17 protein-coding genes and 1 pseudogene are annotated in these 24,783 nt (G+C 36.0%); 6 read left to right on the forward strand and 12 right to left on the reverse strand.

The features are described from left to right. Positions 1–54 precede the first annotated feature (54 nt). A complete protein-coding gene (locus HMPREF0631_RS07635; protein WP_002844271.1) occupies positions 55–1,983 on the reverse strand; it encodes an elongation factor G in 1,929 nt (642 codons plus the stop codon). A gap of 431 nt (positions 1,984–2,414) precedes the next feature. On the opposite strand from HMPREF0631_RS07635, the gene HMPREF0631_RS07640 reads away from it, so the two are divergent. Beyond that, positions 2,415–3,731, forward strand: a complete 1,317-nt coding sequence (locus HMPREF0631_RS07640) for an APC family permease (RefSeq protein ID WP_002844272.1) — start codon at positions 2,415–2,417, stop codon at positions 3,729–3,731. Positions 3,732–4,182: 451 nt separating this feature from the next. Then, positions 4,183–4,272 (forward strand): annotated as a pseudogene (locus HMPREF0631_RS10390) (conjugal transfer protein); the annotation flags it as partial. 63 nt (positions 4,273–4,335) lie between these two features. Here HMPREF0631_RS10390 and HMPREF0631_RS07650 read toward each other — a convergent pair. Together HMPREF0631_RS07650 and HMPREF0631_RS07655 are read right to left on the reverse strand one after the other, a co-directional pair. After that, positions 4,336–5,712, reverse strand: a complete 1,377-nt coding sequence (locus tag HMPREF0631_RS07650; protein WP_002844279.1) for a sensor histidine kinase — start codon at positions 5,710–5,712, stop codon at positions 4,336–4,338. 2 nt (positions 5,713–5,714) lie between these two features. Further along, positions 5,715–6,422 (reverse strand): response regulator transcription factor, encoded by a 708-nt coding sequence (locus HMPREF0631_RS07655; protein ID WP_002844286.1) that lies wholly within the window; start codon positions 6,420–6,422, stop codon positions 5,715–5,717. A 161-nt stretch (positions 6,423–6,583) separates the two neighbouring features. Between HMPREF0631_RS07655 and HMPREF0631_RS07660 the strand changes: the two genes are divergently transcribed. Genes HMPREF0631_RS07660 through HMPREF0631_RS07670 form a run of 3 tightly spaced genes read left to right on the forward strand, consistent with a single transcriptional unit; the run spans position 6,584 to position 8,849 of the window. After that, positions 6,584–7,348: an ABC transporter ATP-binding protein gene (locus HMPREF0631_RS07660; RefSeq protein WP_002844282.1), complete on the forward strand. Its 765-nt coding sequence runs from the start codon at positions 6,584–6,586 to the stop codon at positions 7,346–7,348. Then, positions 7,345–8,070 carry an ABC transporter permease gene (locus tag HMPREF0631_RS07665; RefSeq protein WP_002844280.1) on the forward strand — a complete coding sequence of 242 codons (726 nt, stop codon included), beginning with the start codon at positions 7,345–7,347 and terminating at the stop codon, positions 8,068–8,070. The genes HMPREF0631_RS07660 and HMPREF0631_RS07665 overlap by 4 nt, the downstream gene beginning before the upstream one ends. A 14-nt stretch (positions 8,071–8,084) precedes the next feature. Beyond that, positions 8,085–8,849 carry an ABC transporter permease gene (locus HMPREF0631_RS07670; protein ID WP_002844270.1) on the forward strand — a complete coding sequence of 255 codons (765 nt, stop codon included), beginning with the start codon at positions 8,085–8,087 and terminating at the stop codon, positions 8,847–8,849. A gap of 690 nt (positions 8,850–9,539) precedes the next feature. Here the strand turns inward: HMPREF0631_RS07670 and HMPREF0631_RS10500 are convergent. The 9 genes from HMPREF0631_RS10500 to pepF all read right to left on the reverse strand — a co-directional run bounded on the left by HMPREF0631_RS10500 (position 9,540) and on the right by pepF (position 23,945). Then, positions 9,540–10,091 (reverse strand): hypothetical protein, encoded by a 552-nt coding sequence (locus HMPREF0631_RS10500; RefSeq protein ID WP_002844281.1) that lies wholly within the window; start codon positions 10,089–10,091, stop codon positions 9,540–9,542. An 85-nt stretch (positions 10,092–10,176) separates the two neighbouring features. Further along, the gene (locus tag HMPREF0631_RS07680; RefSeq protein WP_002844276.1) at positions 10,177–13,620 is read right to left on the reverse strand and encodes a pyruvate carboxylase; all 3,444 of its coding nucleotides are present in this window, start codon (positions 13,618–13,620) and stop codon (positions 10,177–10,179) included. Between the two features lie 439 nt (positions 13,621–14,059). Further along, positions 14,060–16,051 carry an ABC transporter permease gene (locus HMPREF0631_RS07685; protein ID WP_002844284.1) on the reverse strand — a complete coding sequence of 664 codons (1,992 nt, stop codon included), beginning with the start codon at positions 16,049–16,051 and terminating at the stop codon, positions 14,060–14,062. Beyond that, on the reverse strand, positions 16,052–16,807 hold the full coding sequence (locus tag HMPREF0631_RS07690) for an ABC transporter ATP-binding protein (protein WP_002844274.1): 756 nt from the start codon (positions 16,805–16,807) through the stop codon (positions 16,052–16,054). A 161-nt stretch (positions 16,808–16,968) separates the two neighbouring features. Then, the gene (locus tag HMPREF0631_RS07695; protein ID WP_002844287.1) at positions 16,969–17,898 is read right to left on the reverse strand and encodes a sensor histidine kinase; all 930 of its coding nucleotides are present in this window, start codon (positions 17,896–17,898) and stop codon (positions 16,969–16,971) included. Position 17,899: 1 nt separating this feature from the next. Then, complete coding sequence (locus HMPREF0631_RS07700; RefSeq protein WP_002844269.1) at positions 17,900–18,577, reverse strand: response regulator transcription factor; 678 nt, start codon at positions 18,575–18,577, stop codon at positions 17,900–17,902. Between the two features lie 84 nt (positions 18,578–18,661). Continuing rightward, entirely contained in the window at positions 18,662–19,984 is a 1,323-nt protein-coding gene (locus HMPREF0631_RS07705) for an L-cysteine desulfidase family protein (RefSeq protein ID WP_002844268.1), read from the reverse strand. A 374-nt stretch (positions 19,985–20,358) separates the two neighbouring features. Then, on the reverse strand, positions 20,359–22,170 hold the full coding sequence (locus HMPREF0631_RS07710) for a sigma-54 interaction domain-containing protein (RefSeq protein WP_002844285.1): 1,812 nt from the start codon (positions 22,168–22,170) through the stop codon (positions 20,359–20,361). Further along, complete coding sequence (pepF, locus tag HMPREF0631_RS07715; RefSeq protein WP_002844273.1) at positions 22,161–23,945, reverse strand: oligoendopeptidase F; 1,785 nt, start codon at positions 23,943–23,945, stop codon at positions 22,161–22,163. The genes HMPREF0631_RS07710 and pepF overlap by 10 nt, the downstream gene beginning before the upstream one ends. Positions 23,946–24,148: 203 nt before the next feature. Between pepF and HMPREF0631_RS07720 the strand changes: the two genes are divergently transcribed. Further along, positions 24,149–24,715, forward strand: coding sequence for a Gx transporter family protein (locus HMPREF0631_RS07720; protein WP_002845955.1), 567 nt, complete (start codon positions 24,149–24,151; stop codon positions 24,713–24,715). Positions 24,716–24,783 lie beyond the last annotated feature (68 nt).

A 24,783-nucleotide genomic window follows, 5' to 3' on the forward strand; every position in this document is an offset into this window, starting at 1 on the left:
TGTTGCGAGGAGAAAAGTCCCCTCGCAACGGATAATAAAAAGGTAGGTTGTGAACTACTGGTCTTTCCTTGCTCCAGCAACTATCTTTTCTGCTTCTGAAGAAGGAACTTCTGCATATGAATCAAACTCCATCTCAAAATATCCACGTCCCTGAGTCATTGACTTAAGGTCTATAACATACTTGAATGTCTCTCCCTGTGGAGCTAAGGCTTCTAGCACCTGCTTGCCCTTGCCATTTGATTCCATGCCAAGGATCTTACCTCTTCTCTTGTTCATATCTCCCATAACATCTCCCATATATTCTTCTGGTATAGTTATAGTAAGTTTCATAACTGGCTCAAGAAGGATAGGTTTTGCCTCTTCCATACCCTTTTTAAAGGCTATAGATGCAGCCATCTTAAAGGCCATCTCTGAAGAGTCAACATCGTGGTAAGAGCCATCATATAATACAGCCTTTATATTTGTCACAGGATATCCAGCTAATACACCCTTTAGCATTGAATCTCTTAGACCCTTTTCTACTGCCGGTACATATGACTTTGGCACTGATCCACCGAACAGTTCTTCAGTAAATTCAAATTCTTCATCTGACCTTGAGAACCTAATCTTTACATGACCATACTGACCATGACCACCAGACTGCTTCTTATGCTTTCCTTCTACATCTGAACTAGCCTTTATAGTCTCCCTATAAGGAACTTTTAGGTCTGATAGTTCAACCTCTAGGCCAAACTTGTCCTTCATCTTATTTACTAGTGTCTTTAGGTGAAGGTCTCCCTGGCCACCTATTAGAGCCTGATGTGTTTCATTATTTCTATAGTATTCAAGAGTTGGGTCTTCACCAACTAGTCTTGTTATAACAGTAGCCATCTTGTCTTCATCATTCTTGTTCTTAGGTGATATAGCATAGTAGATCTGTGGCTTAGGGAATACTATCTCTATATCAGACTGGGCATTCTTGTCTGTAGATATAAGTTTGCCTGTAGACAGTTTTGATACCTTAGTCACAACTATTATGTCTCCAGCATAGGCCTTGTCTAGTTCTATCAGTTCTCCACCTCTTATAGTATATATATTGGCTATCTTTTCTTTTGAACCATCCTCAAAATAAACCTCTGTATCCTTCTTTATCTGACCTGCCGTAACCTTTATATATGAAATTTTACCAATAAATGGATCTATGAAAGTCTTAAATACCGTTCCCTTAAACTTAGCGTCTTCATCAACAAATGATGGGTCTATATAATTTTCAAGAGAAGCCAATATCTCTGCTGTACCTACATTATTTATAGTAGAGCCTGATATTACCGGTACTATATCTCCCCTCTTAACTCCTATAGTTATTCCATTTCTTATTTCATCACGAGTAAGCTCTTGTCCCTCAAAGAATTTTTCTAAATAGTCGTCATCTGTCTCTGCAACCAATTCCATCAAGGCATCATATGACTTTTTAGCCTGGTCTACAAACTCACCTTCTAGTCCTTCATAGTCTTCAAATAGGTTATGTAGTTTAACAAACTTTCCATCTGAAAATTCTGGAGAAATCATAGGAACTATCTTGTTCTCAAACTTTTCGTCTAACATAGCTATTACGTCCTTGTATCTAGCCTTTTCATTGTCAATCTTGTTAATAAACATAATCTTAGGTATACCTTCTGTAAGCTCTAGAGCCTTCTCAGTACCTACCTGCATAGGATCTGTAGCATCGATTACTATTATAGCTGCGTCACTAGCTGCAAGAGCAGATACAACATCACCAGTAAAGTCAGTATAGCCAGGAGTATCTAGGAAGTTAAACTTGAATCCTTCATATTCAACCGGCATAAGACTCATGCTATAAGTCATCTGGACATTGTTGCTTAGCTTGGGAATCTTATTTACATTTGCTGCATGAGCAATTGTTTCAAGCAGATTAGTCTTACCACAACCACTATGACCCAAAACTGCAATATTTCTGATTTTTTCACTATTATAGACTTTCATAAGAGCACCTACCTTTTGTTTATTTTTGACTTTTCAGATATTAATAATATAAGGCATTTTTATAAAAATACTTTATATTATATTAAGAGCAAAATTTCGTTTTCAATAGATAAAATTTTGGCCTCACAAGTCAATTATTAATTTATTCTACACTCATACTCAATATTCCTTTTTATACAGTAGTGATTTTTCAAAATTTTTATACATCTATTTTTTAACAATTGCAAGCCTTAAAAGCCTCTAATAGATAATAACTATAGATCTTTTCCTAATTATTGTGTAATTTTTATCATCTTTTTATGTTTTTAAACTTAAACTCTCATATACATATGAAAAACTTTATGTATTTTGTATTTTTTTAGGTTTTTGCCTTGTTTTTTTTAAAAAATCAAGTTATAATTTAGTAAAAATCGTAAATGGAGGTATTTGTAGTGGAAAATAACCAGTTACAAAAAAATCTTGGCTTAGGCGCTGCCCTATCTACTCTAATTGGTGGAGTTATAGGTTCTGGCGTATTTTTTAAGCCTCAAGCAATTTATACTACAACAGGTGGAGCACCTGGTCTTGGTATGTTAGGTTGGGTAGTGGCAGCACTAATCACAATAGCAGCAGGACTTACGGTTGCAGAACTAGCAGTAGTTATACCAAAAACAGGTGGTATGATGATGTACATCGAGGAAGTATATGGTAAGAAAATAGGCTTCTTATCAGGTTGGGTACAGGCACTATTATTCTATCCAGGTATGATTGCAGCTCTTGCAGTTATATTCTCAGAACAGTTCGCTGTTTTATCAGGAATGGCAGCACTTAAAGTTCCATTGGCAATCGTTCTTATATTATTAGTTGCATTCCTAAACTCAATGGGCAGCAAGTCTGGATCAATAATCCAGAACATATCTACTATCTGTAAGCTTGCAGTTCTAGTTGGTCTTATAATCTTAGGATTTGTACTAGGTGAGGGCAACAACACAGTAATCACTCCAATGGCAGGCGAAGGAGTAAATGTAGCATCTGCATTCGGTCAGATACTACTTGCTATATTCTTCGCATTTGACGGATGGATGAACGTTACTGCACTTGCAGGTGAAATGAAAAACCCAGGTAAGGACCTACCAAAAGCAATCGTTGGTGGTATATCTGTTGTTGCAGCTGTTTACCTAATAATCAACGTATCTTATCTATGGGTAGCACCAGCTAGCGAACTTGCTAACTCAGTATCACCAGCCAGCCTAGTTGCTACAAGAATTCTTGGACCAGCAGGTGCCAAGGTAATAGGTGTAGGTATAATGGTATCAGTGTTCGGTGCAACAAATGCTTACCTATTCACAGGATCAAGAGTCCTATATGCTCTAGCTCAGTCTAAGCACCTACCACTATCTGAGAAGATCGGTAGCCTTAACAAGAACCAGTCACCAGCATTTGCTCTACTAGTTCTATCTCTAATAGCTGCTGTTTATGCACTTTCTGGACAGTTCAACCTACTAACTGACCTTGCAATGTTCTCGGTTTGGATATTCATAGTTCTTTCATTCCTAGCTGTTATCAAGCTAAGAAAGACTCAGCCAAACCTAGAAAGAAGCTACAAGGTGCCACTATACCCAATTATGCCAATAGTAGCTACAGCAAGTGGATTATTCGTTCTTGTTAGCCAGTTATTCAACGCTCCACTACTAGCTTGTGGATCAATTGCAATAATGTTACTAGGACTACCAGTATATTCAATCTATGAAAAGAAATTAAGCAAATAAATAAAAAGTTGTAAGCCAGTGTCTAAAGATGCTGGCTTTTTTTGTATCTGTTTTTGTACTACAAGAAGATAAAAAAAGGTTCTTTGTCAACTAGCGTTAATGAATAAAATCCGAAATTTATGCGACAGCATCTTGGATACATATAGTATCCTTGATGTTGTCTTTTTTCTTTATATGAATTTTTTTCCTTAATAGTACTCTTAATATCAAATTCTATGTTTCTATCGTAAATTTCAGTTATTTTTGCTATGATACTTGTAGATGACATGTCAATTCTCCTTTGTTATTTGGTTTTTGTCGACTTTATTATACAACGGAATTGACATGTTTTTCAATTTATTGACATATTTTCCATATAAAGAATAATAGCGCTGACAGTAACATCAAGCCTCTTAGTCTTACGACTTTGAAAGCATTTTTGTTACTATCAACGCTATATATTATAGAACCGAAATTCCTTGATAATCAGACAAAGGCGACGCAAGTATCGCAGTATGAGCTTATGCTACATAAGAATAGTAACTGGAGGATTGTTGGATAAATGATATAAAAGACCGTAGCCTGTAATATAACACTCTTATGTGATATACAAGCTACGGTTTTGTCATTGATTATTTATAGGTAAGGAAATAGTTGTAGAAAAGCCTTTATTTAATGCACTTGAAATGGAAACTGTTCCTTTATGAATAGAAATGATTTCTTTCACAAGAAGAAGTCCTAGACCATGTCGTAAATCTAACCTATTATCTGTACTTTGAAAATAATGAGGTGTCGATTGTATTTTTTGTAGTTCTTTTTCGGAAATGCCTTTTCCATTATCGCTGATTACTAATTCTAAATTATTTCTTTTTATTTCTAATCTAACTGAAATTATACAGCCGTTTTCATTATGATTAATACTGTTAGAAATAATATTTTGTATTGCTCGACATAGCAATCTTTCGTCGCCTATAATAGTGATTTGTTCTGTATTATGGTTTAAATTCAATTCAAATTCAAACTTATTATTTATATTGCTGTTTAGATATTCAGCCACAATTTCTCGTATCATTTTACATAAATGAACTGGTTTTTCTTGGTGTGGTTGCACATTATAATTTAATTGGCTTACAAGGTTTAAATCTTGAACCAAATTTTTGATTTTTACACTTTGAATTTTGATAATATTAGCTTGTTTTCTAGCATCTTCCTCAACATTTAATGAAGAAGATATTCTATCTGCATATCCCATAATCATGGAAAGGGGTGTTCGTATATCGTGTGAAACGCCACTTATCCAGTTTGCTCTTGATTGATTTTGTTTTTTTAATTGCAATGATGTTTCGTTGATACGATTTCCAATTTCTTCCAATTCTCCATTTATATTAAGTGTAACCGTTTCACCGTGTGATAGTTTATCTATTCCATTGAGTATAGGGGAAATTTTTAACATCACATTTCGTTTTGATAAGTAGTACACAATAAATAGAATGGCAATATTTGATACTAACATAATCAAAATAAGAAAGGGTGTTTTCTGTATTGCTGATAAGGGAAGATAGTTAGTCATAAATTTTGAATAGCTGTTTTTTGGATAACCTAATATTAATAAATCATTTCCTTGTTTCCATGTAAATACGGGATAATCTTCGATATACCCCTTAGAAAAGGTAGCAACATCTTGTAATGAATAGTTTAATGGTATTTCTTTTGGTAGATTGTGTTTCCAGACTACATTACCACTATCATCTATTACTATTCCCCAGATATTGTTTGTAGTTAAATCTTTTTGACATTTATCATTTAATTTATATTCTCCATTTTGAATAGTAAGGTTATTAGATACTTTTTCTAGTATTTGAACAGGATTATCCTTGCTTACACTGTTGACAGTACCATTAAAAGTCAGGAAGAAAATTAATAAATCTAAAAGCACTATAAGAATTACTACTGATAAGTATATGAAGAAATGTTTACTGATAAATTTTCCAAAACTATGCATTATTATAATCTGCTTTCCACGTTTATTTTATATCCCAATCCTTTAACAGTTATCAATGATTTTGGCTTTGAGGGGTTAATTTCAATTTTTTCTCTTATACGTCGAATATGAGCAAGGAGAGAATTTCCATATCCAAATGGGTTATCTCCCCATACAGCTTCACAAAGAGCGTCTATTGTTACAATATGATTAGCATTTCGTACAAGTGTTTCTAAAATATCATGTTCTTTTGCGGTAATAGATAAAACTTTATCATTCTTTATAACCTGTGCATTAGCTAAATCAATTTTACAATCATGTAATTCTATAAGAGAGCTATCTTTCTTATAACATCTGCGTAATACGGCATTTAGACGAAAGATAAGTTCTTTTGGCATAAAGGGTTTTGTTATATAATCGTCAGCTCCTAATCCAAAACCAGAATATTTATCTTGTATATCATCTTTTGCAGTCAAAAAAATTACTGGAATATTAGTGAAACTTCTTAGTGCGTCCATAAGCTCAAAACCGTTTCCGTCTGGAAGCATAACATCTAATATAGCTATATCTGGTTTTTCCTGTTGGCAGATTTTCAAAGCTGATTTTACACAATCAGCGGTAATAATATTAAAAAAGTTTTCATCTTCTAATATGGTAATGAGCATCCTTCTTAAACTTTCTTCATCATCAACTATCAATATTTTTTTCGATTCTAAGTATGTATCTTTCATTTGCTTGTCACACTCTCTTTATTTTTCTTTATCCTATTATAACATTCTGAAAAAAAGTTGAACAGTCATTTTCGCATTTGTAAGGTAAATGTAAGGTAGAGAGAATGTTGCTGTAATGTCGGTGTTTTATATTATAAGTAACGAGAAAGGAGTTAAAAATTATGAAAAACATGATTGAAACTAAAAATTTGACAAAAACATACAAAGAGTTTATTGCAGTAGACCACGTATCTTTACACATTGAGAAAGGTAGTATTTACGGTTTTCTCGGTCCAAATGGTGCTGGGAAATCTACGACTATGAAAATACTTTTGGGCTTGACTACACCTACTGATGGAGAATTTCAAATTGATAACATGACTTTCCCAAATGACCGTGTTCGTATTTTGAAAGAAGTTGGTTCATTTATCGAGTCTCCGTCATTCTATCCAAATTTAACAGGTAGAGAAAACCTCGATATTATTCGTAGAATTTTAGAACTTCCAGCGTCAAGTGTTGATAATGCATTAGAATTAGTAGGATTATCTGAATTTGGTAACCGCTTGGCAAAAAAATATTCTTTAGGAATGAAACAGCGTTTAGGTCTTGCTTCTGCTCTACTTGGCGAACCACCAGTTTTAATTTTAGATGAGCCAACAAATGGTTTAGATCCAGCAGGTATTCACGAAATTCGCAATCTCATTAAAACACTTCCAAAAAGATATGACTGTACGGTTCTAATTTCGTCACATATGCTGTCAGAAATTGAATTATTAGCAGACAATATTGGTATTTTAAATCATGGAAGATTATTATTTGAGGGAAGTCTTGATGATCTAAAATTGACGGCACATCAAGCTGGCTTTGAAAATGATAACTTAGAAGAAATGTTTTTATCTATGATTGATGAGGACAATGCCAATAGAAAGCAGAGGTTAAAATTATGAAGAATTTAACCGTAGAATTAAAAAAATGTAAACGTACTGGAATATTAGTGGTTTTACCGCTTGTTGGACTTCTTGGTGCATTATACGCTTTTATAAATTTTATAGTTCGTAAAGAGGTTTTGTTGAGTTTACCGCTTCCGCATATGGACGTTTTGCTGACACAACTTTATGGAATGATTATGGTTCTTAATATGTTCGGCATTATCGTGGCAACAACTTTAACATATAATATGGAGTTTCAAGGAAATGCAATTAAAAAGATGTATATGCTTCCTTTTAAGACATCATCTATTTTCAAAAATAAATTTTATATATTATTTGTTTTGCTTGCTTTTTGTATCGTCTTGCAAAATGGAGCATTGTGTATTATTGGAAATGTCTTTTTACCCAACGGAACTTTTGAGTTACTAACACTTGTCAAATATACAGGATATTGCTTTGTATCATCTTTACCTGTATTGGCATTTATGCTTTTGGTGTCATCACGATGTGAAAATATATGGTTTACATTAGGTGTTGGAGTAGCAGGTTTTTTTAGCGGTATGGCAATGTCCCTTTCAGATATATCACTATTCCTTGTCAATCCATTTGTACTGATGATGAAACCTGCGGTAGCTTCAACAGCAAGTATTGATACGGGTATTTTAATATTGGGAGTTTTTGAAACAATCATATTCTTTATGATTGGCTGGTATCTTTGCAAAATAAAGCATTATGAATAAAAGGGGGCAATCGTATGTCAATTATTGAATTGTTAAAAATAGAATTTATGAAAGTAAAAAGGTCTATGATTTTACCTTTGCTTTTAATTCCGCCTATCTTAGTTGTGATTTCTGGCGTATCTAGTATTAGTATGTATATGACGCCAGAATATACAGACGCTTGGTCGGCAATGTTCATTCAAAGTGCATTACTTTTTGGATATTATTTACTTCCATTTTCAATGGTAATTGTTTGCGTTATGATTTCCAACAGAGAAACAAAGAATAATGGTATATTAAAAATGCTTGCTTTGCCCGTCAGTAAAGGAAAACTTGCATTGGCAAAATTCTTTGTATTATTAAGTTTTTTAATGATTGAATTATTAATCTTTTTCAGTTCATTCATTATTGCAGGCATTATTGCTACTAAAATAATGAATGTGGTAGAAAATATTCCTGTTTTCTACTTACTCACATGGACATTAAAATTATTTGCAACAATGATTCCAGCTATTACTTGTATGTGGGCGATTACTGTATTATTTGAAAAAACACTATTGTCTATGGGATTAAATTTACTCTTAATAATTCCGGGGGTTTTAATTGCTAATACGCCTTTATGGTTAGTGTACCCTTATTGTTATAGCGGTTATGTCGTATCAGACGCATTACATACTGTAACAACGACGGGAACAGGAAGTATAATATCACTATTTCCGTTTGTACCGTGTGCTGTAATCATAACAGTATTTGCACTATTCGTTTCTATCAAGTGCTTTGGAAGAAAAGAAATGGGGTAATATAAAATGAAAAAAATTAAATTAAGTGTCATTTCATTAGTTATTTCTTTGTTACCATTTATCACATTATTGGTTTCTCTTTTTAAATCACCTAGCATGAGTTTATACTTCATGCTGTATATTTAGAATGTGTTAAAATTGCATATAGTATGCAGTAATAATTCAAAAGCTGTTATCGTGTGCGGTAAATAAAAAAACCGTTCCTAGATAATATACTTTTGTGCGTCTTAAAAAATAACGGGACGGTTTTGGATATAACCAGAACTGCCCTTTTTTCTTAGGAGTAAATAAGGCATAGCTCTGGTTAAAGGGAGCTATACCATGATTGCATACGGAAGAACGTTCTGCCGTTCTCAACTGAATAAATATTTCAGTCCACTATTACAATCATTACACCCTTTACAAGAATTAAAAATTCATATCAATAGAATTTATAAAACAGTCTGTTTGTGTAATTACACATTATCAGGCTGTTTTTGTTTTGTTAAAAATTTTTTTCAACTTTTTTCGGTTTCAACTTAGCAAATCACACCTGCCGTTCCCTATATGGTGCGGAAAGAGGGATAACCACTTTTCACATCGTAACGGAAAGGGGGTGAGATTGATGAAACCGTCCGACTTCCAGAAAACAGTTCAATGCCGTTTTGAAAGTTATTTGAAGAAAGTTGTCCGACATGTTGTTAAGGACTATCAGAAGAAATTAAAGCGACGACAAAAGGGAGAAACGCTTTTTATGAACTTCCAGAAACCGTTGTAGAAAATCTGGCTGTCTGGGACGACTCTATGATGAATACGGCCTGGTGGAATAGAATCCTGGTTTAAATATCTATCTAAAAAGGCCTCAAAACCATCTATATCTCTGTTATGTATAGTGTATAGAAACTCTTGATATAGGCTGTGACCAGCTGATAGCCTATCAGACAAGCTAAGTAAGTCTATTAAAATTTCTTTTGTATTAGTCCATTTTTTGTAGTGTACATACTTGCAAAATTTAACTCCGTTTAGATTAAAGTCATTCTTTAAAAGAACCTTCCAGTACCTTTTACGTCTATCAGGGACAATATCGATAATATCTCCAGTTTGGATATCACATAGGTTTACGCTCATATTTGAATCAACAGATTTCAGTGATTTAAATTCATCTATTCCAAGTACCTCTGGTAGCCGTTGTTTAAGAATAATAGCGCTGACAGTAACATCAACCCTCTTAGTCTTACGACTTTGAAAGCATTTTGTTACCATCAACGCTATATATTATAGAACCATTTTTTCTGTTTAAGTTTTATATATATGTCTATACTAAGACCCTACAGTTACTTTTTGGATATTACTCTCCCAATTCTTCTAACTGCATCAACAACTGCTTGTCTATTACCATATCGTTGACATCAACCTTGATATCTGTAACCTTACCAGCAGCCTTGGCAACTATATTTGTCTCCATCTTCATGGCCTCAATTACAATTAATGGCTGGTTTTCAGTTACTTCATCGCCCTTCTTAACAAGGATCTTGACAACCTTACCTGGTATTGATGCTCCTATCTGGTGAGGGTCATTCATGTCAGCCTTTTCTACGCTGACTACCTTACCTGAATAGTTTATATCCTTGATATCTACGTCTCTTAGCATACCGTTAAGCTCAAACGTAAGAGTTCTCATTGCATCTTCTCTTGGCTCTCCGATATCTACTAGCTTGATTGTAAGGTTCTTACCTTCCTCTATTTCAACCTCACATTCCTGACCTATATTTAGGCCGTAGAAGAATACGTCTGATTCAAGCTCACTTACATCATTGAAGTCCTTAACATGGTTGATATAGTCATCAAACACCTTTGGATATAGTGAGTAACTTAGGACCTGTCTATGAGTAGGATCCTTAATTCCTAGGTCTTCTACTAGGTGCTTTCTAATTGCATCAAAGTCTTCAGCTGGAAGAAGTGATCCTGGTCTAGCTGTGATAGCTGGTTCACCCTTTAGGACTACTTCCTGTAGAGCCTGAGGTATACCACCAACTGGCTGGCCTATCATACCCTTACAGTAGTCAACTAGTGAGTCTGGGAATGACAACTTCTTACCTTCTTCTATGATGTTTTCTTCTGTTAGGTGGTTCTTTGTCATGAATATTGCAAGGTCACCAACTACCTTAGATGATGGAGTAACCTTGATAATATCTCCAACTACCCTGTTTGCTACCTTGTAGTTTTCCTTTACTTCTTCAAACCTGTTTACAAGTCCTAGTGAGTCTGCCTGTGGCTTAAGGTTTGTATACTGACCACCTGGTATTTCAAAGTCGTATATTTCTGCGTTTGTATTAACTAGGTCACTTTCAAACTTGTAGTAGATCTTTCTAAGGTCCCTATAGTACTTACCTAGTTCATTGTAGCCGAACATATCTATCTGAGGGTCCCTATCTGTAAACTTTAGACCTTCAATCACTGAGTTTAGAGATGGCTGAGAAGTGATACCTGCCATAGATTCTAGGGCAGCATCTACTATATCTACACCTGCCTGTGAAGCCATTAGAAGTGTAGCAACACCATTACCACTTGTATCATGAGTATGTAGGTGGATTGGCACATTTACATTCTGCTTTAATGCAGTGATTAGTTCGTAGGCTGCATATGGCTTTAGTAGGCCTGCCATGTCCTTGATACCTATGATATCTGAACCTGCAGCTTCTAATTCTCTTGCCATATTTACATAGTAGTCAATTGTGTACTTTGTCTTGTCTGGGTCAAGTACATCACCTGTATAACACATGGCAGCTTCGACTATCTTTCCTGTCTTCTGGGCTATATCTATTGACTGCTTCATATTTTCAACCCAGTTTAGTGAGTCAAATATCCTGAATACGTCTATACCAGACTTTGCTGATTCCTTGATGAATTCTTCTATTACGTTGTCTGGATAGTTCTTGTAACCAACCGCATTAGAAGCTCTAAGTAGCATCTGGAAATTGATTGATGGTATAGCCTCTCTTAGCTTGTGTAGTCTATTCCATGGTGATTCTTTTAAGAATCTGTAGGCTACGTCAAATGTAGCTCCCCCCCACATTTCTAGTGAGAACATATCCTTTTGATAGTGCTCTGTTGCAGCTGCTACCTTCATCAAGTCGTATGTTCTAAGTCTAGTAGCTATTAGAGACTGGTGGGCATCTCTCATAGTTGTATCTGTAAATAATAATTTCTTTTCGTTCTTTATTTCTTTTAGATAGTCTTCCTTACCTAGTCTAAGTAATTTTTCCCTACTACCTTCAACCTGCTTGATTTCTCTCATTCTAGGTTCGTATAGGGCATCAAATTCTTTTCTTCCCTTACACTTACTTTCGTTGACAACGACATCACCAATGAACTTAAGTAGCTTAGTACCCCTATCCTTTGATTCCTTGATATCGAATAGCTGAGGGTTTTCATCTATAAAGTTTGTAGAGCACTTACCTTCTATAAACTGAGGGTCTAATAGTACGTTTACTAGGAAGCCTACATTAGTCTTTACGCCCCTTACTCTCATTTCCTTGATTGACCTTACCATCTTGTTGATAGCACCCTGGAAAGTTCTATCATATGATATAGTCTTTACTAGAAGTGAGTCATAGTATGGGCTGATAGTAGCTCCTGTAAATCCGTTACCACCATCAAGTCTGATACCTGCACCTGAGCCTGACCTATATACTTGGATCTTACCAGTATCTGGCATAAAGTTCTTCTTAGGATCTTCTGTAGTGATTCTACACTGGATAGAATATCCTCTTAACTGGATATCATCCTGCCCCTTTATATTGATTTCTGGGTCAGATAGCTTATAGCCCTGGGCTATCATTATCTGGCTCTGTACTATATCTATACCTGTAACCTGCTCAGTAACAGTATGCTCAACCTGGACTCTTGTATTCATCTCTATAAAGTAGTGGTTGCCATGCTTGTCTACTAGGAACTCAAGAGTACCAGCACTTTTATAGTTTACATGCTTGGCTATCCTTACAGCATCCTGGCATATCTTTTCCCTTATTTCAGTTGGAAGTGAAAAGGCTGGAGCATGTTCGATAATCTTCTGGTGTCTTCTCTGGACAGAACAGTCTCTTTCATATAGGTGGACGATATTTCCATATGCATCCCCTAGTATCTGAACCTCTATATGCTTAGGATCTTCTATATATTTTTCTATAAATATTATATCTTCACCAAATGCCTTTCTTGATTCACTTCTAGCGTTTTCAAATTCTATCTCTAGGTCTTCTTCACGGCGAACTATTCTCATACCTCTACCGCCACCACCATTAGATGCCTTTACCATTACAGGGTAACCTATCTCTGCGGCAACTTCCTTGGCTTCCTTGATAGTCTTTAGGGCCTTTTCTACACCCGGTATTGTAGGAACATTAGCTGCATGAGCCACTATCTTAGAATTAATCTTGTCACCCAGCTGTTCCATGATACTTGAGTCCGGACCTATAAATGTTATGCCATTCTCTTCACACTTTCTTGCAAATTCTGCATTCTCAGATAAAAATCCATAACCAGGATGTATGGCATCTACTTTCTTTCTCTTGGCAAGAGATATGATACCATCAATATCAAGATATGCATCAACTGGCCCCTTACCTTCACCTATCAAGTAAGATTCGTCTGCCTTAGTCCTAAATAGTCCGTACTTGTCTTCTTCGCTGTATATACCAACACTTCTAATCTGTAGCTCTGCACAGGCTCTAAAAATTCTTATAGCAATTTCTCCCCTGTTGGCTACCAATACTTTGTTAAACTTTTTAAGCATATATTAACCTCCACTTTATTTTTCAATTTAATACATCTATTATATACTAATCTCACTTTATTTTAAATACGTTTTCTTCAAGTTTTAATAAAATAATGAATTATATCTAAAATTCTAAATATAATTCTTTATAGAGGGATAAAAACGAACGATAATAAAGTCCTATTTTTTATATGTTGGATTTTGAGGTGGTTGTTCTAACTAGATAAGTTTTTTTGCGTATGTTTTATTATTTTACATAAAAAATGTACGCTTTTGGGTTAGAGACTTTTAAGTCTTCCAAAAGCGTACATTTATTTGTTTATATATTTTAAATTTTTAAACCAAGATCAATATCTAAGTAAATAGAGTTGATTTTATATATGGTTTTTGTAAATTAATTTATTAGATGAAAATATATTTTTGCAAGTTTTCATCATACTCTATCATTTGTTTTTAATTAATTTACAATTTTATAATATATATTAGACGTGATTTTAAACACTACTAGGTAAAACACTAGGAATACTAGGGTAACTATAAGAAGATTTTTAACCAATATTCCATAAGACCATACCCCAAATAGTCCCAACAGCCCACTCAAGACCTTAGACGCTACTGCTGTATGTACCACAGCAACAAACAATGGTATAAACAACATCCATATTATCTGAGATGATGCAGTCTTCTTGATCATATCATCTGGTAGACCGACCTTTTTCATTATCTGGTAGTTGGCCCTATCCTCATAACCCTCTGTCAACTGCTTGTAGTAGGTCACAAGCACTGTTCCGACCAAGAACATTATACCTATTAGGATACCTATAAACAAGAAACCACCATTGAAGTTATAGCCTATTTCCCTCACATCAACCTTTGTCAAAACATCCATATTATTTCTTGAAGCCACAGACTTTAGGGTCTTCGTATAGGCTGACTCATTTCTAGCCTCGCTAGAATTTTTATCTAGGTTCCACAGGGCCTCAATGTTTGTATCAATTTTATAGTTATTGACACTATAATACTTGTTTATATCGACCATTGTCTTGTAGTCCTTTACAACTATATGGTAAGCATCTATGGCATATTCTGATCCAGAATCAGATTCCCCTCTTATGACCCTGTAGTTTTTGTCTGCTATCTTAAAATGGTCATAATCCATTATCCTCTTGTTGTTTGATGTCATTAGGACCTGGTTGTCTTCTAGGCTTATATTTTTGCCCTTTGACCTATTATATGAATCTAGGGTCTCTATTAGGCCATATACAGGAAGACCTGATGGTTTTTTGCCTGACTTAGTCTTTTGTAATATATCAAGTTTAGAACCTGACTTTAACATAGGAACCAGACTAGACCTCTTTGTATATAGGCCCTTTATATCTGATTTATCAGTAACTGTTGATTTGACTAGGTCTGTCATCGACTTTTCTATCTTTATTATTTCGTCATTTGACATACTGGCTGGTATCCTGTCTTCATAGGAAATAGAGTAGTCCCTAGCAAGTTTTGAATTTACTACTCCCTCAATGCCTGAATATATTGACATTGTTGATCCTATAGTAACTATTACAGAAGTCGACATAACTGCTATCGAAGCCAAGCCCATACCGTTAGCCTTCATCCTGTACAGCATACCAGATATAGATAAGAAATTCTTTGTCTTGTAGTAAGACTCCCTCTTTTTGAGTAACTTCAATATCCATATAGAGAATGATACAAACAAGAAATATGTAGCACCTATTACCATGACTACAGCCACAAAGAAATTCTTTAAACTGTTAAGTGTACCATCTGATGCCAGGGCTAGATAGTAACCACCTGCAAGTAAAAGCACACCCAATAAAGATATGATAAACTTTGACTTAGGCTCCTTTTGACCGGCCTTTTGCTGAGCAAGTAGCTGCATAGGACTAACCGCCCTTATATTCCAACATGATATTATGTATACAGCTATAAATATAATCGCTGTAAATATAAACAGATATAGTGCAGACTTGTAGGAGAATGTATAATTCATCAATTTGACATTTACATCCTTCATAATCTTATTAAGTCCTAAAAAGCTCAATTTACCAAATACATGGCCTTCAAGCAGACTCAAAATACCTATTACAAGAAATGTAATAAATTCCTCAATAAAGATACTTTTCCTGATATGCCTAGTTTCAAGACCCAATATAGAATAAAGGGCAAATTCCTTAGACCTCCTCTTTATCAAGTACCTATTAGCATAAATAATAAACATAAAGGTAAATATAGCAACTATCAATGTACCAAAGTTGATAACCATAGGCAGGTCCTTATGCCTATGTATAACATAGTCATTGCTGACCAAGGACCTCATTATATAAAATAGGGACAACATGATACTTGATGACAGGATAAATGGCACCAACATGACCCTATTAGTCTTCATATTCTTAAGGGCAAATTTGCTGAGTATCGAATTCATCTACCTGTCACCCCCTCTGCCCATAAGCATCATAGACTGGTTGATCCTCTCCATAAATACTTCCTTGTCTTCATTTCCCTTGTATAGCTCATGGTAGACACCACCGTCCTTTATAAACAATACCCTAGATGCATATGATGCAGCCCTAAGAGAATGGGTAACCATAAGTATAGTCTGACCTCCTGCATTTATCTTAGAAAAAAGATTTAGTATCATCTCTGAAGAACCTGAATCCAAGGCTCCTGTAGGCTCATCGGCAAGGATGATCCTAGGATTCGTTATTATGGCCCTAGCTATTGCAACCCTCTGCTTTTGCCCACCAGACACTTCGTATGGATACTTTTCCAACAACTTGTCTATTCCAAGGGGTGACTTGATCTTGTTTATCTTGGCTAGCATATCCTTATGTTTCATACCTGATAGGACAAGGGGCATATATATATTGTCCCTATTTGAAAAAGTATCTAGTAGGTTAAAGTCCTGGAATACAAATCCCAGTTCATTTCTCCTAAAGGCTGCCAACTCCTTGTCCTTCATCTGACTTATATTCTTTCCTCCTATTAAGACAGACCCCTCTGTAGGTCTATCTAAACTAGCTACAATGTTTAATAGAGTCGTCTTTCCCGAACCTGACTCACCCATTATAGCTATAAATTCACCTTCGTTTACTGAGAAGTTAAGGTCAGTCAATGCCTCAACCCTAGCTCCCTTATCTCCATATATCTTTTTAACATTTTGCACTTCTAGTATTTTCATATTCTTGCTCCTCTCCTTATCTTATAGGTATATTTTAGCAAGTATTTGTAGTCTTAGCATTTATCTAAGATTACAATAGTAGGTCCCAATCTTACAAAATTGAAAGAAATCTATAATAAACTACAAAAAAACTATAATAGACTACAGGAGTCCAAAACAAACTATAGGTCCCTATAGTCCCTCTCTTTTGGAAAATCCAAAAAGAAGCTAGAACCAACCCCTAACTCAGACTCAACCCTGATATTTATGGATAGCTTGGAAGATATACTAGTCGCCAAAAACAAGCCTAGACCACTAGACTTTTGGTTGAGCCTACCATTGAATCCAGAGTAGCCCCTGTCAAATATCTTCGGTATGTCCTCAGGTCTGATACCTATACCAGTATCCCTTATTTCCAAGGAGTTTGATTCTCTATGAAATACAAACTTTACGCTTCCATTGCTGGTATACTTGGCGGCATTGGACACAAGTTGCTCCACCAATATAGACAGCCAGCTATAATCGGACACCACACTTATATCCATAGGTTTGTAGTCTATACTGATGTGGTTTGATATAAATACCATAGAATATTTCTTTAAGACCGACCTTATTATATCATCAAGGTATACACTAGTTAGGTCCATATCTGCCTGCCTATTTACAATCTTGAGGTAGGTCATGGCCATATTTGTATAGTCTTCAATATACATAAGTTCTTTTTTAAGGTCGTTTTTAAGTCTTGTATTGTCTTCATCCATCTCATCAACCAGAAGATTGGCAACTGTTATTGGAGTCTTCATCTGGTGGATCCATATAGTGTAGTAGTCCCTCATATCATTTTTTTCATTGGTCATCTTATTGATAAGTTGTTTTTTCTCAAATGTCAAATTGTCAACCTGGTCTGCCATAGATAGGCTCTTCTTATGACCTACAAGTATAAATATTAAATATGCTAGCATAAAAAATATCATTATCTCTATGGCCATATAATAGTATTCCATACCAAGGTTGGACACTTTAAAAGTAATATAAAACACCATTGAGAATAAAATAAATATAAGCAACTGAGGGTAAACCCTCCTAAGATACGAACCTAAATACCTCTTCATACTAGACACCCTCTCTCAGATAATAACCTATACCTTTTTTGGTCTCTATAAGCCCTTCAAGACCTATTTGTGACAACTTCTTTCTAAGCCTGTTTATATTGACCGCCAAAGTATTGTCGTCTATAAAGTTGTCATTTTGCCAGCACCTATCCATCAGGCTCTCCCTAGAAGCCACCCCACCCTGAGCCTTGAATAAGGACTGGGCAATTAATAACTCAGTCTTAGTCAGACTCACCTCCTGACCATCGTAGGCTATCTTGGCATCAGTTATATGTAGGTTAACTGGCCCATAGCTGATATAGTCAATGTCATTGACAAACTTGTAGGCACGTCTTAGCATAGCCTGGACCTTGGCTACAGTCACATCCATATTTAGGGGCTTGGTGATATAATCATCCCCACCAAACTGCATTGCCATCACTATATCCATATTTTCCGATTTTGAAGATATAAATATTATAGGCACCTTAGAAATCTTTCTTATCTCTTGGCACCAGTAGTAACCATTGAAAAATGGAAGGACTATATCCATAAGGACCAACTGAGGGTCAGACTCCTTGAACACATCAGTAACCTGGTCAAGTTTGTCCACAGTATCTACAGAGTATCCCCATTTTTCCAACTCATTTTTCAATATTCTCTCTATATTTTTATCATCTTCGACTATTAATATTTTCATTTTGATACCACCTTTCCACAGGTAAATAAAAAATCTCCCTATGGTAACTAATTTTACCACAGGGAGATTTATTTTTATAGCTTATTATTTAACTTTGTTCATATCATTCATAACACCTAGGATAACTGTATCTGTCACACCCATCCCCAGGTTACTTACCCTACCAAGGTTTCTGATAGTATCGTCAACGCTGATATTTACTATACCATTGATTGTGTCTGCATAGCAATCATTCTTGGCAAGTAGGGCGTTCTGTACTGCTGCTGATGCTGCTGTAGATAGCTTTAGGGCACATCCTGACTTGGCACCATCACATATCATACCAGAAAGGTCTGCTACTGCATTCTTGATTGCTCCACCTATCTGGTCAATTGATTCATCCATCAACCAAGCTATACCTGCTGTTGCACCTGTAGATGCAGCAACTCCACATCCACACATAGCTGATAGCCTACCTGTAAAGTTCTTGATATAGGCTGTAACTAGGTGGGATATAGCTAGGGCCCTAGATAGTCTCTCATCACTAATATCAAACTTTCTAGCATAGGCAACTACTGGTAGGATTGCTGTTAGACCATGGTTACCACTTCCGTTTGAACTCATTACAGGCATATCCACACCGGACATTCTAGCATCAGATGCACCTGCTGTAAGCATCATGGCATTGTTTATTACATCGTCTCCCATGATTCCTGACTCTATTGACTTTTTGATACCGTACCCTACACCTATACCTATTTTTTCCTCTAGACCAACTTCAGCCATTTTTAGGTTCATTTCTACTCCCTCAAGTAGAAATTCTAATTCACTGGCATCTATCTTTTCTATATTTCTTATCAACTCTTCTAATGTAGCATCATCCATTATAGTTCCCTTAGAAGTCTGAGCCACTACTTCCTCTTTAGTAAGTGACTTTTCTTCCTTTGCTAATAGGTCTACTAGGACCTTGCCATTCTGTTCTATATATACAAAATTGTCATGCTTTTCTCTTATAATTACCTTGGCTGAGTTATTTTCCCCCTTAAACGCAACCATGATGTAGACCTTATCTAGAGTATCTGCAGGTTCTATTGATAGGTTTCCCTCATCCATCAATGCCTCTGCCTGTCTTATCTGGTCTGGGCTAGACCCCTCTAGAACACTTAGGCCATTTTCTGACTTACCTGCAACTATACCTATGGCTGCAGCTATCTTTAGACCAAGTCTTTGAGTACCTGGTATCCCTACACACATACCATTCTTGTAGATACTTGGACTTACAAGCATGGTATTTTCGACTATTTTTTCCCCAACTAATTCCTTACACTTAGCACAAGCAAGGGCAAGAGCAACTGGTTCTGTACAACCAACAGCTGGCTTTACTTCTGCCTTTAACATTGCTACTAGCTCTTTTCTTATATCTCTCATACTTTACATCCTCCCAAAAAGCAAAAACATATTATCTATCCTCTGCCTAATATATAGCAAGTGCCATGCCAATTTTTTATTTATCTCACTTATTATTTTAAAATCCCTAAAATTTGTATACAAGCTTGATATTTAGGCATATTGCCTTATAAAATATTATGTACTAAAAATAGGCCCACAAATCCAAGCTAGATAGCATGAGATGAAGGCCTTATTTTTTTCTCAAAAAGATATTATTATTTCTCATATTGATATATATTTATATCAATATGATTCTGGTATTATTTTTTATTTTAGATTTATTCTCTCTTTTGGGACTTAGTTACTCTTTTTTAGACTTAATTAATCTTTTTGGACTTAACCTTTCTATATACTTAGTCCACCTCTATAGAGTACTTATCCATCTTCCTATAGAGTGTAGCCCTCGATATGCCTAGGGCCTTGGCTGCCAAATCCTTGTCCTTTTTGTAGTCCTTGTACTTTCTAAGGGCCTTTCTTATCTGGTCCTCTTCTAGGGATTCAATTGTCCTAATCTCCATATCTTGGTCTTCTTCCTGACTGGCAACTCTTGTCTTTTCCATAACCTGTGGGCCTATCTTCCTAAACCTTGAATAGACTAGGTTGACATCGTCTATAATACTTCCATTGGTCATGTTTATAGAGTATTCTATGACATTTTGAAGTTCTCTAATATTGCCCGGCCATGAGTATTCCTTCAAGGCAGCTATTACCCTGTCAGATACAGTTCTCACTTCCTTGCCAAGATTATGGGAGTACACATCTATCATCCTATCTACCAGTAGGGGTATATCATCCTTTCTCTCTTCTAGGCTAGGTATGAATATAGGTATTACATTGAGCCTGTAGTAGAGGTCTTCTCTAAACATACCCTCTGCTACCATATCCGCTAGATTTTTGTTGGTAGCTGATATAATCCTGACATCCACCTTTATGTTTTTGCCTCCACCGACCTTGTGGATTTCTTTTTCTTGAAGGACCCTTAATAGTTTTGCCTGTAGGTGAAGACCCATATCTCCTATCTCATCAAGGAAAATAGTACCCTTGTTGGCTATCTCAAATAGGCCTAGCTTGCCACCTTTTTTGGCACCTGTAAAGGCTCCCTCATCGTAACCAAAGAGTTCACTCTCCAGCAACTCACCTGGTATTGCGGCGCAGTTAATGGTCACAAAGGGTCCGTCTGACCTGTCGCTATGACTATGTATAGCCCTGGCGAACATCTCCTTGCCAGTACCACTCTGGCCTGTTATAAGTATTGTAGATGTAGACTTGGCTGCATTTAGGGCATCTCTTTTTACATCCATAATGGCCCTTGATTTGCCTATTATATCATCTATTGTCATCCTATGGTCTACGTTCATCCTATTGTAGGTCTGAATAGCTTCCTTATTGTCTATAAAGTCTATTACATAGCCTGACACTACTCCTCCATACCTTATCTTTGCTATGGAATATATACCACGATATGCCTTGTACTCATAATAGAACTTGTCAGAATTTCTATCTGACTTTTTAAAATCAAATAGGGTCCCAAGATCAAAAAATTCCAAGGCATCCTTGATAGACCTCCCCTGAACATCGGGTCCTACAGAGAACATCTTTGAAAACTTGTAGTTAAAGGAATCTATCCTAGCCATCTCATCCAAGGACACTACAGGTCTGTCTATACTGTTTAGGACCTGGGCTATTTTTTCTCTTTCTATATTGTATTCACTCGACTTTATCTCTGCCCTTATATTGCCTGATATTAGGTCTGCCATCTTCTCTATAAACTGGATCAATTCATCCCTAGAACTGAGTAGCTTTGTCTTTTGGACCTGGTCAAAGGCTATAAGACCTATAACCCCGTAACACTGGTTGTCTAGGATTATCGGGCAGCATACCTCTGCTTCTTCCATACAGTTACCAAGCCTGTAACAGTCCCTACACAGGTCAGACACTTTTGGATTGTCTATGATAAGGGTCTTTTTTTCCCTGTATGACTTTTTAAAGGCAGACATACCCTCTATCTTTTGACCCAACTTGTCCTTGTAAACACCCGTTCCTGCTATACGGACCATATCATCATTTACTATTGTAACGTCTATATCTAAGACTAGAGAGATAGCCTGGGCTACCTTCTCTATCTCATCCTGAATACAGTCTATATTGATTCTTTCTATTGGCATAATGCCTCCAATTCATCTACTAGCTTTGAAAATAATCCTAGAGAATCATCAACTGACTCTTTCCTTTCCATATCTACTCCTGCTGCCCTAAGCTGGTCTAGAGGATACTCAGAACCACCTGACTTTAGGAAATTGATATATCTTTCTACATTGTCACCACCCTCTAGGATCAATGAGGATAGGACTGATGCCGCTGAAAATCCTGTCGCATACTTATATACATAGAAGTTTGAGTAGAAGTGCGGTATCCTAGCCCATTCAACACCTACTAACTCATCTACCTCACAAGAATTTCCGTAGTATAGCTTGTTCAAGTCATAATATATGTCTGTAAACTCCTTGGCTGTTAGAGGATTACCCGCCTCAACGCTCTGGTGGCATATCTTTTCAAACTCTGCAAATAGGGTCTGCCTGTATACAGTAGTCCTAAACTGCTCTAGGTAGTAGTTTAGAAGGTATATCTTCTCTTCTTTATCCTTGCTATTCTTAAGTAGGTACTTTATCAATAGGGTTTCATTGACTGTAGATGCGACCTCTGCTACGAATATCTTATATGAAGAATATATGTAAGGCTGGCTAGTCCTTGAATAGTAGCTATGGATTGAATGTCCCAACTCATGTATCAGTGTAAATAGTGAATTAAGGTCATCGTTATAGCTCATCAATATATATGGATGAGAGTCATAGCTGCCCCATGAATAGGCGCCACCCTTTTTACCTTCATTCTCATATACGTCTATCCATCTCTCTGAAAATGCCCTCTTGATTAGGCCTAGGTACTCTTCTCCCATAGGCTTTAGGGCCTCTATAATTATCTCCTGAGCCTTTTTGTAAGGTATTTCCATCCTGAAATCCCTGGCCATTGGGAGATATAGGTCGTACATATGCATCTGGTCTAGTCCAAAGTACTTCTTTTTGATTCCAATGTACCTGTCAAGTGCTCCTATATTTTCATGAACCGATTCTATAAGGTTGTCATATACATCAGTAGATATATTATCACCGTGAAGCGATGCATAGATAGCTGATGGGTACTTTCTCACCCTAGCTGAAAATACCTCTGCCTTTATACCTCCAAATAGGGTTGCAGCCATGGTATTTGAGTACTTGTTATATGTAGAAAACTCTGCCTCAAAGGCTTCCTTTCTGACCCTCCTATCCTTGGACTTTATGTACTTTGAATAGTTGAAGTGGTCTACCCTAACCTTATTACCATCTTCGTCTTCTATCTCAGGAAATACCATATCTGCATATGACAGCATCTCATAAGTAGTCTCCGGTACACTTGTAAGCTCACCAACCTGGGCAAGTATCTCCTCTTCCTTCTGGCTAAGAGTGTGAGGCTTGTCCCTCAATATCTCATCAACCATCTTCTTGTAGTGGGCTATCTTGTCATCCCTCATATATGAGTCCAAAGTATCTGGGTCCATAGATATTATCTCTGGGACTATATAAGATGTAGCCCTAGAAAAATCATTAGACATCATCTCTGCCTTGGTTGCCTTAGCTTGGTTTTCATTTATCCTAGTATCCTCATGGTGCTTCATATTTGTGTAGACATAGTTGTGGGATATCCTCCTAGAAGTATCCTCCATCATCTTTAAGACCTTGTAAAAAATCTCCTTAGACTCAGATAATCTTCCCTTATAAGTCTCTATCTCCTTTATGGACTCTCCTATCTTTTCTAAGTCCTTGTCTATTGATTCAGGTCCATCATACATGGAATCTAGGTCCCACTTGAAATCATTGCTTATATCCTGTCTATTTTTTGCCATATTAAATATTTCCTTTCTTTTGTGTATTTTATATATTGTAGATTATAGTTTCTTTAAATTATCTAACAGTAAAAAAGTAATTGATAATAATTTTTAATATATATTGTTTTTACAAGATTATTTTATCACATCTAGCTTAAATTATGATATACTTTTTAAGGGGATAAATAAATGTAACTTAAAGAGAAGTCACGCACTTTTATATGAACAACACTTACTTAGTAAACTTTACTTATAGGAAGGAGTATATCTTGAAAAATAATACCAGAAAACTTGTACTTATGAGTCTCATGGTAGCCTATTCTTTGGCGCTCTACTTACTTGAGACTATAATACCCAACCCAATGATAGCGATATTTCCAGGAGCCAAACTTGGACTAAGCAATATAATAACTCTTTTGTGCCTTATAAATTTTGGATTTAAGGATACCTTTAAAATATTGAGTGTAAGAATAATATTGTCATCAATATTTGCTGGTCCTGTTTCCTACTTCCTATTCTCTATAGCTGGGGGCTACCTGAGCCTATTTGGTATGTATCTCGCTACTAGAATCAAGGATTTTTCAACTATAGGTATCAGTATATGTGGGGCCATTATGCACAATATAGGCCAGCTACTTGTTGCGAGTATTATAATAGTAAATATATCCATGCTGTCCTACCTACCATTTATGTTAGGAGCCTCACTGGCAACCGGCATATTTATTGGTTTTGTGGTCAAATTTTCAGACCCACTTCTAAAAAAACAGATTGGACAACTTACAAAATAAGCAAAAGTCTTCCCAATTTAAATCAAGGGAAGACTTTTTATTCATATAACAAAAAGACTCTAGATAAA

The organism is Peptostreptococcus anaerobius 653-L, from assembly GCF_000178095.1.
In the GTDB taxonomy this organism is placed as follows: Bacteria; Bacillota; Clostridia; order Peptostreptococcales; family Peptostreptococcaceae; genus Peptostreptococcus; species Peptostreptococcus anaerobius.

What these genes read in the sequence shown, in the direction of transcription:
- HMPREF0631_RS07635 (WP_002844271.1), bottom strand. Translation starts at nt 1,983, where the DNA reads ATGAAAGTCTATAATAGTGAAAAAATCAGAAATATTGCAGTTTTGGGT.
- HMPREF0631_RS07650 (WP_002844279.1), bottom strand. Translation starts at nt 5,712, where the DNA reads ATGCATAGTTTTGGAAAATTTATCAGTAAACATTTCTTCATATACTTA.
- HMPREF0631_RS07655 (WP_002844286.1), bottom strand. Translation starts at nt 6,422, where the DNA reads ATGAAAGATACATACTTAGAATCGAAAAAAATATTGATAGTTGATGAT.
- HMPREF0631_RS07660 (WP_002844282.1), top strand. Translation starts at nt 6,584, where the DNA reads ATGAAAAACATGATTGAAACTAAAAATTTGACAAAAACATACAAAGAG.
- HMPREF0631_RS07665 (WP_002844280.1), top strand. Translation starts at nt 7,345, where the DNA reads ATGAAGAATTTAACCGTAGAATTAAAAAAATGTAAACGTACTGGAATA.
- HMPREF0631_RS07670 (WP_002844270.1), top strand. Translation starts at nt 8,085, where the DNA reads ATGTCAATTATTGAATTGTTAAAAATAGAATTTATGAAAGTAAAAAGG.
- HMPREF0631_RS10500 (WP_002844281.1), bottom strand. Translation starts at nt 10,091, where the DNA reads ATGGTAACAAAATGCTTTCAAAGTCGTAAGACTAAGAGGGTTGATGTT.
- HMPREF0631_RS07680 (WP_002844276.1), bottom strand. Translation starts at nt 13,620, where the DNA reads ATGCTTAAAAAGTTTAACAAAGTATTGGTAGCCAACAGGGGAGAAATT.
- HMPREF0631_RS07685 (WP_002844284.1), bottom strand. Translation starts at nt 16,051, where the DNA reads ATGAATTCGATACTCAGCAAATTTGCCCTTAAGAATATGAAGACTAAT.
- HMPREF0631_RS07690 (WP_002844274.1), bottom strand. Translation starts at nt 16,807, where the DNA reads ATGAAAATACTAGAAGTGCAAAATGTTAAAAAGATATATGGAGATAAG.
- HMPREF0631_RS07695 (WP_002844287.1), bottom strand. Translation starts at nt 17,898, where the DNA reads ATGAAGAGGTATTTAGGTTCGTATCTTAGGAGGGTTTACCCTCAGTTG.
- HMPREF0631_RS07700 (WP_002844269.1), bottom strand. Translation starts at nt 18,577, where the DNA reads ATGAAAATATTAATAGTCGAAGATGATAAAAATATAGAGAGAATATTG.
- HMPREF0631_RS07705 (WP_002844268.1), bottom strand. Translation starts at nt 19,984, where the DNA reads ATGAGAGATATAAGAAAAGAGCTAGTAGCAATGTTAAAGGCAGAAGTA.
- HMPREF0631_RS07710 (WP_002844285.1), bottom strand. Translation starts at nt 22,170, where the DNA reads ATGCCAATAGAAAGAATCAATATAGACTGTATTCAGGATGAGATAGAG.
- pepF (WP_002844273.1), bottom strand. Translation starts at nt 23,945, where the DNA reads ATGGCAAAAAATAGACAGGATATAAGCAATGATTTCAAGTGGGACCTA.
- HMPREF0631_RS07720 (WP_002845955.1), top strand. Translation starts at nt 24,149, where the DNA reads ATGAACAACACTTACTTAGTAAACTTTACTTATAGGAAGGAGTATATC.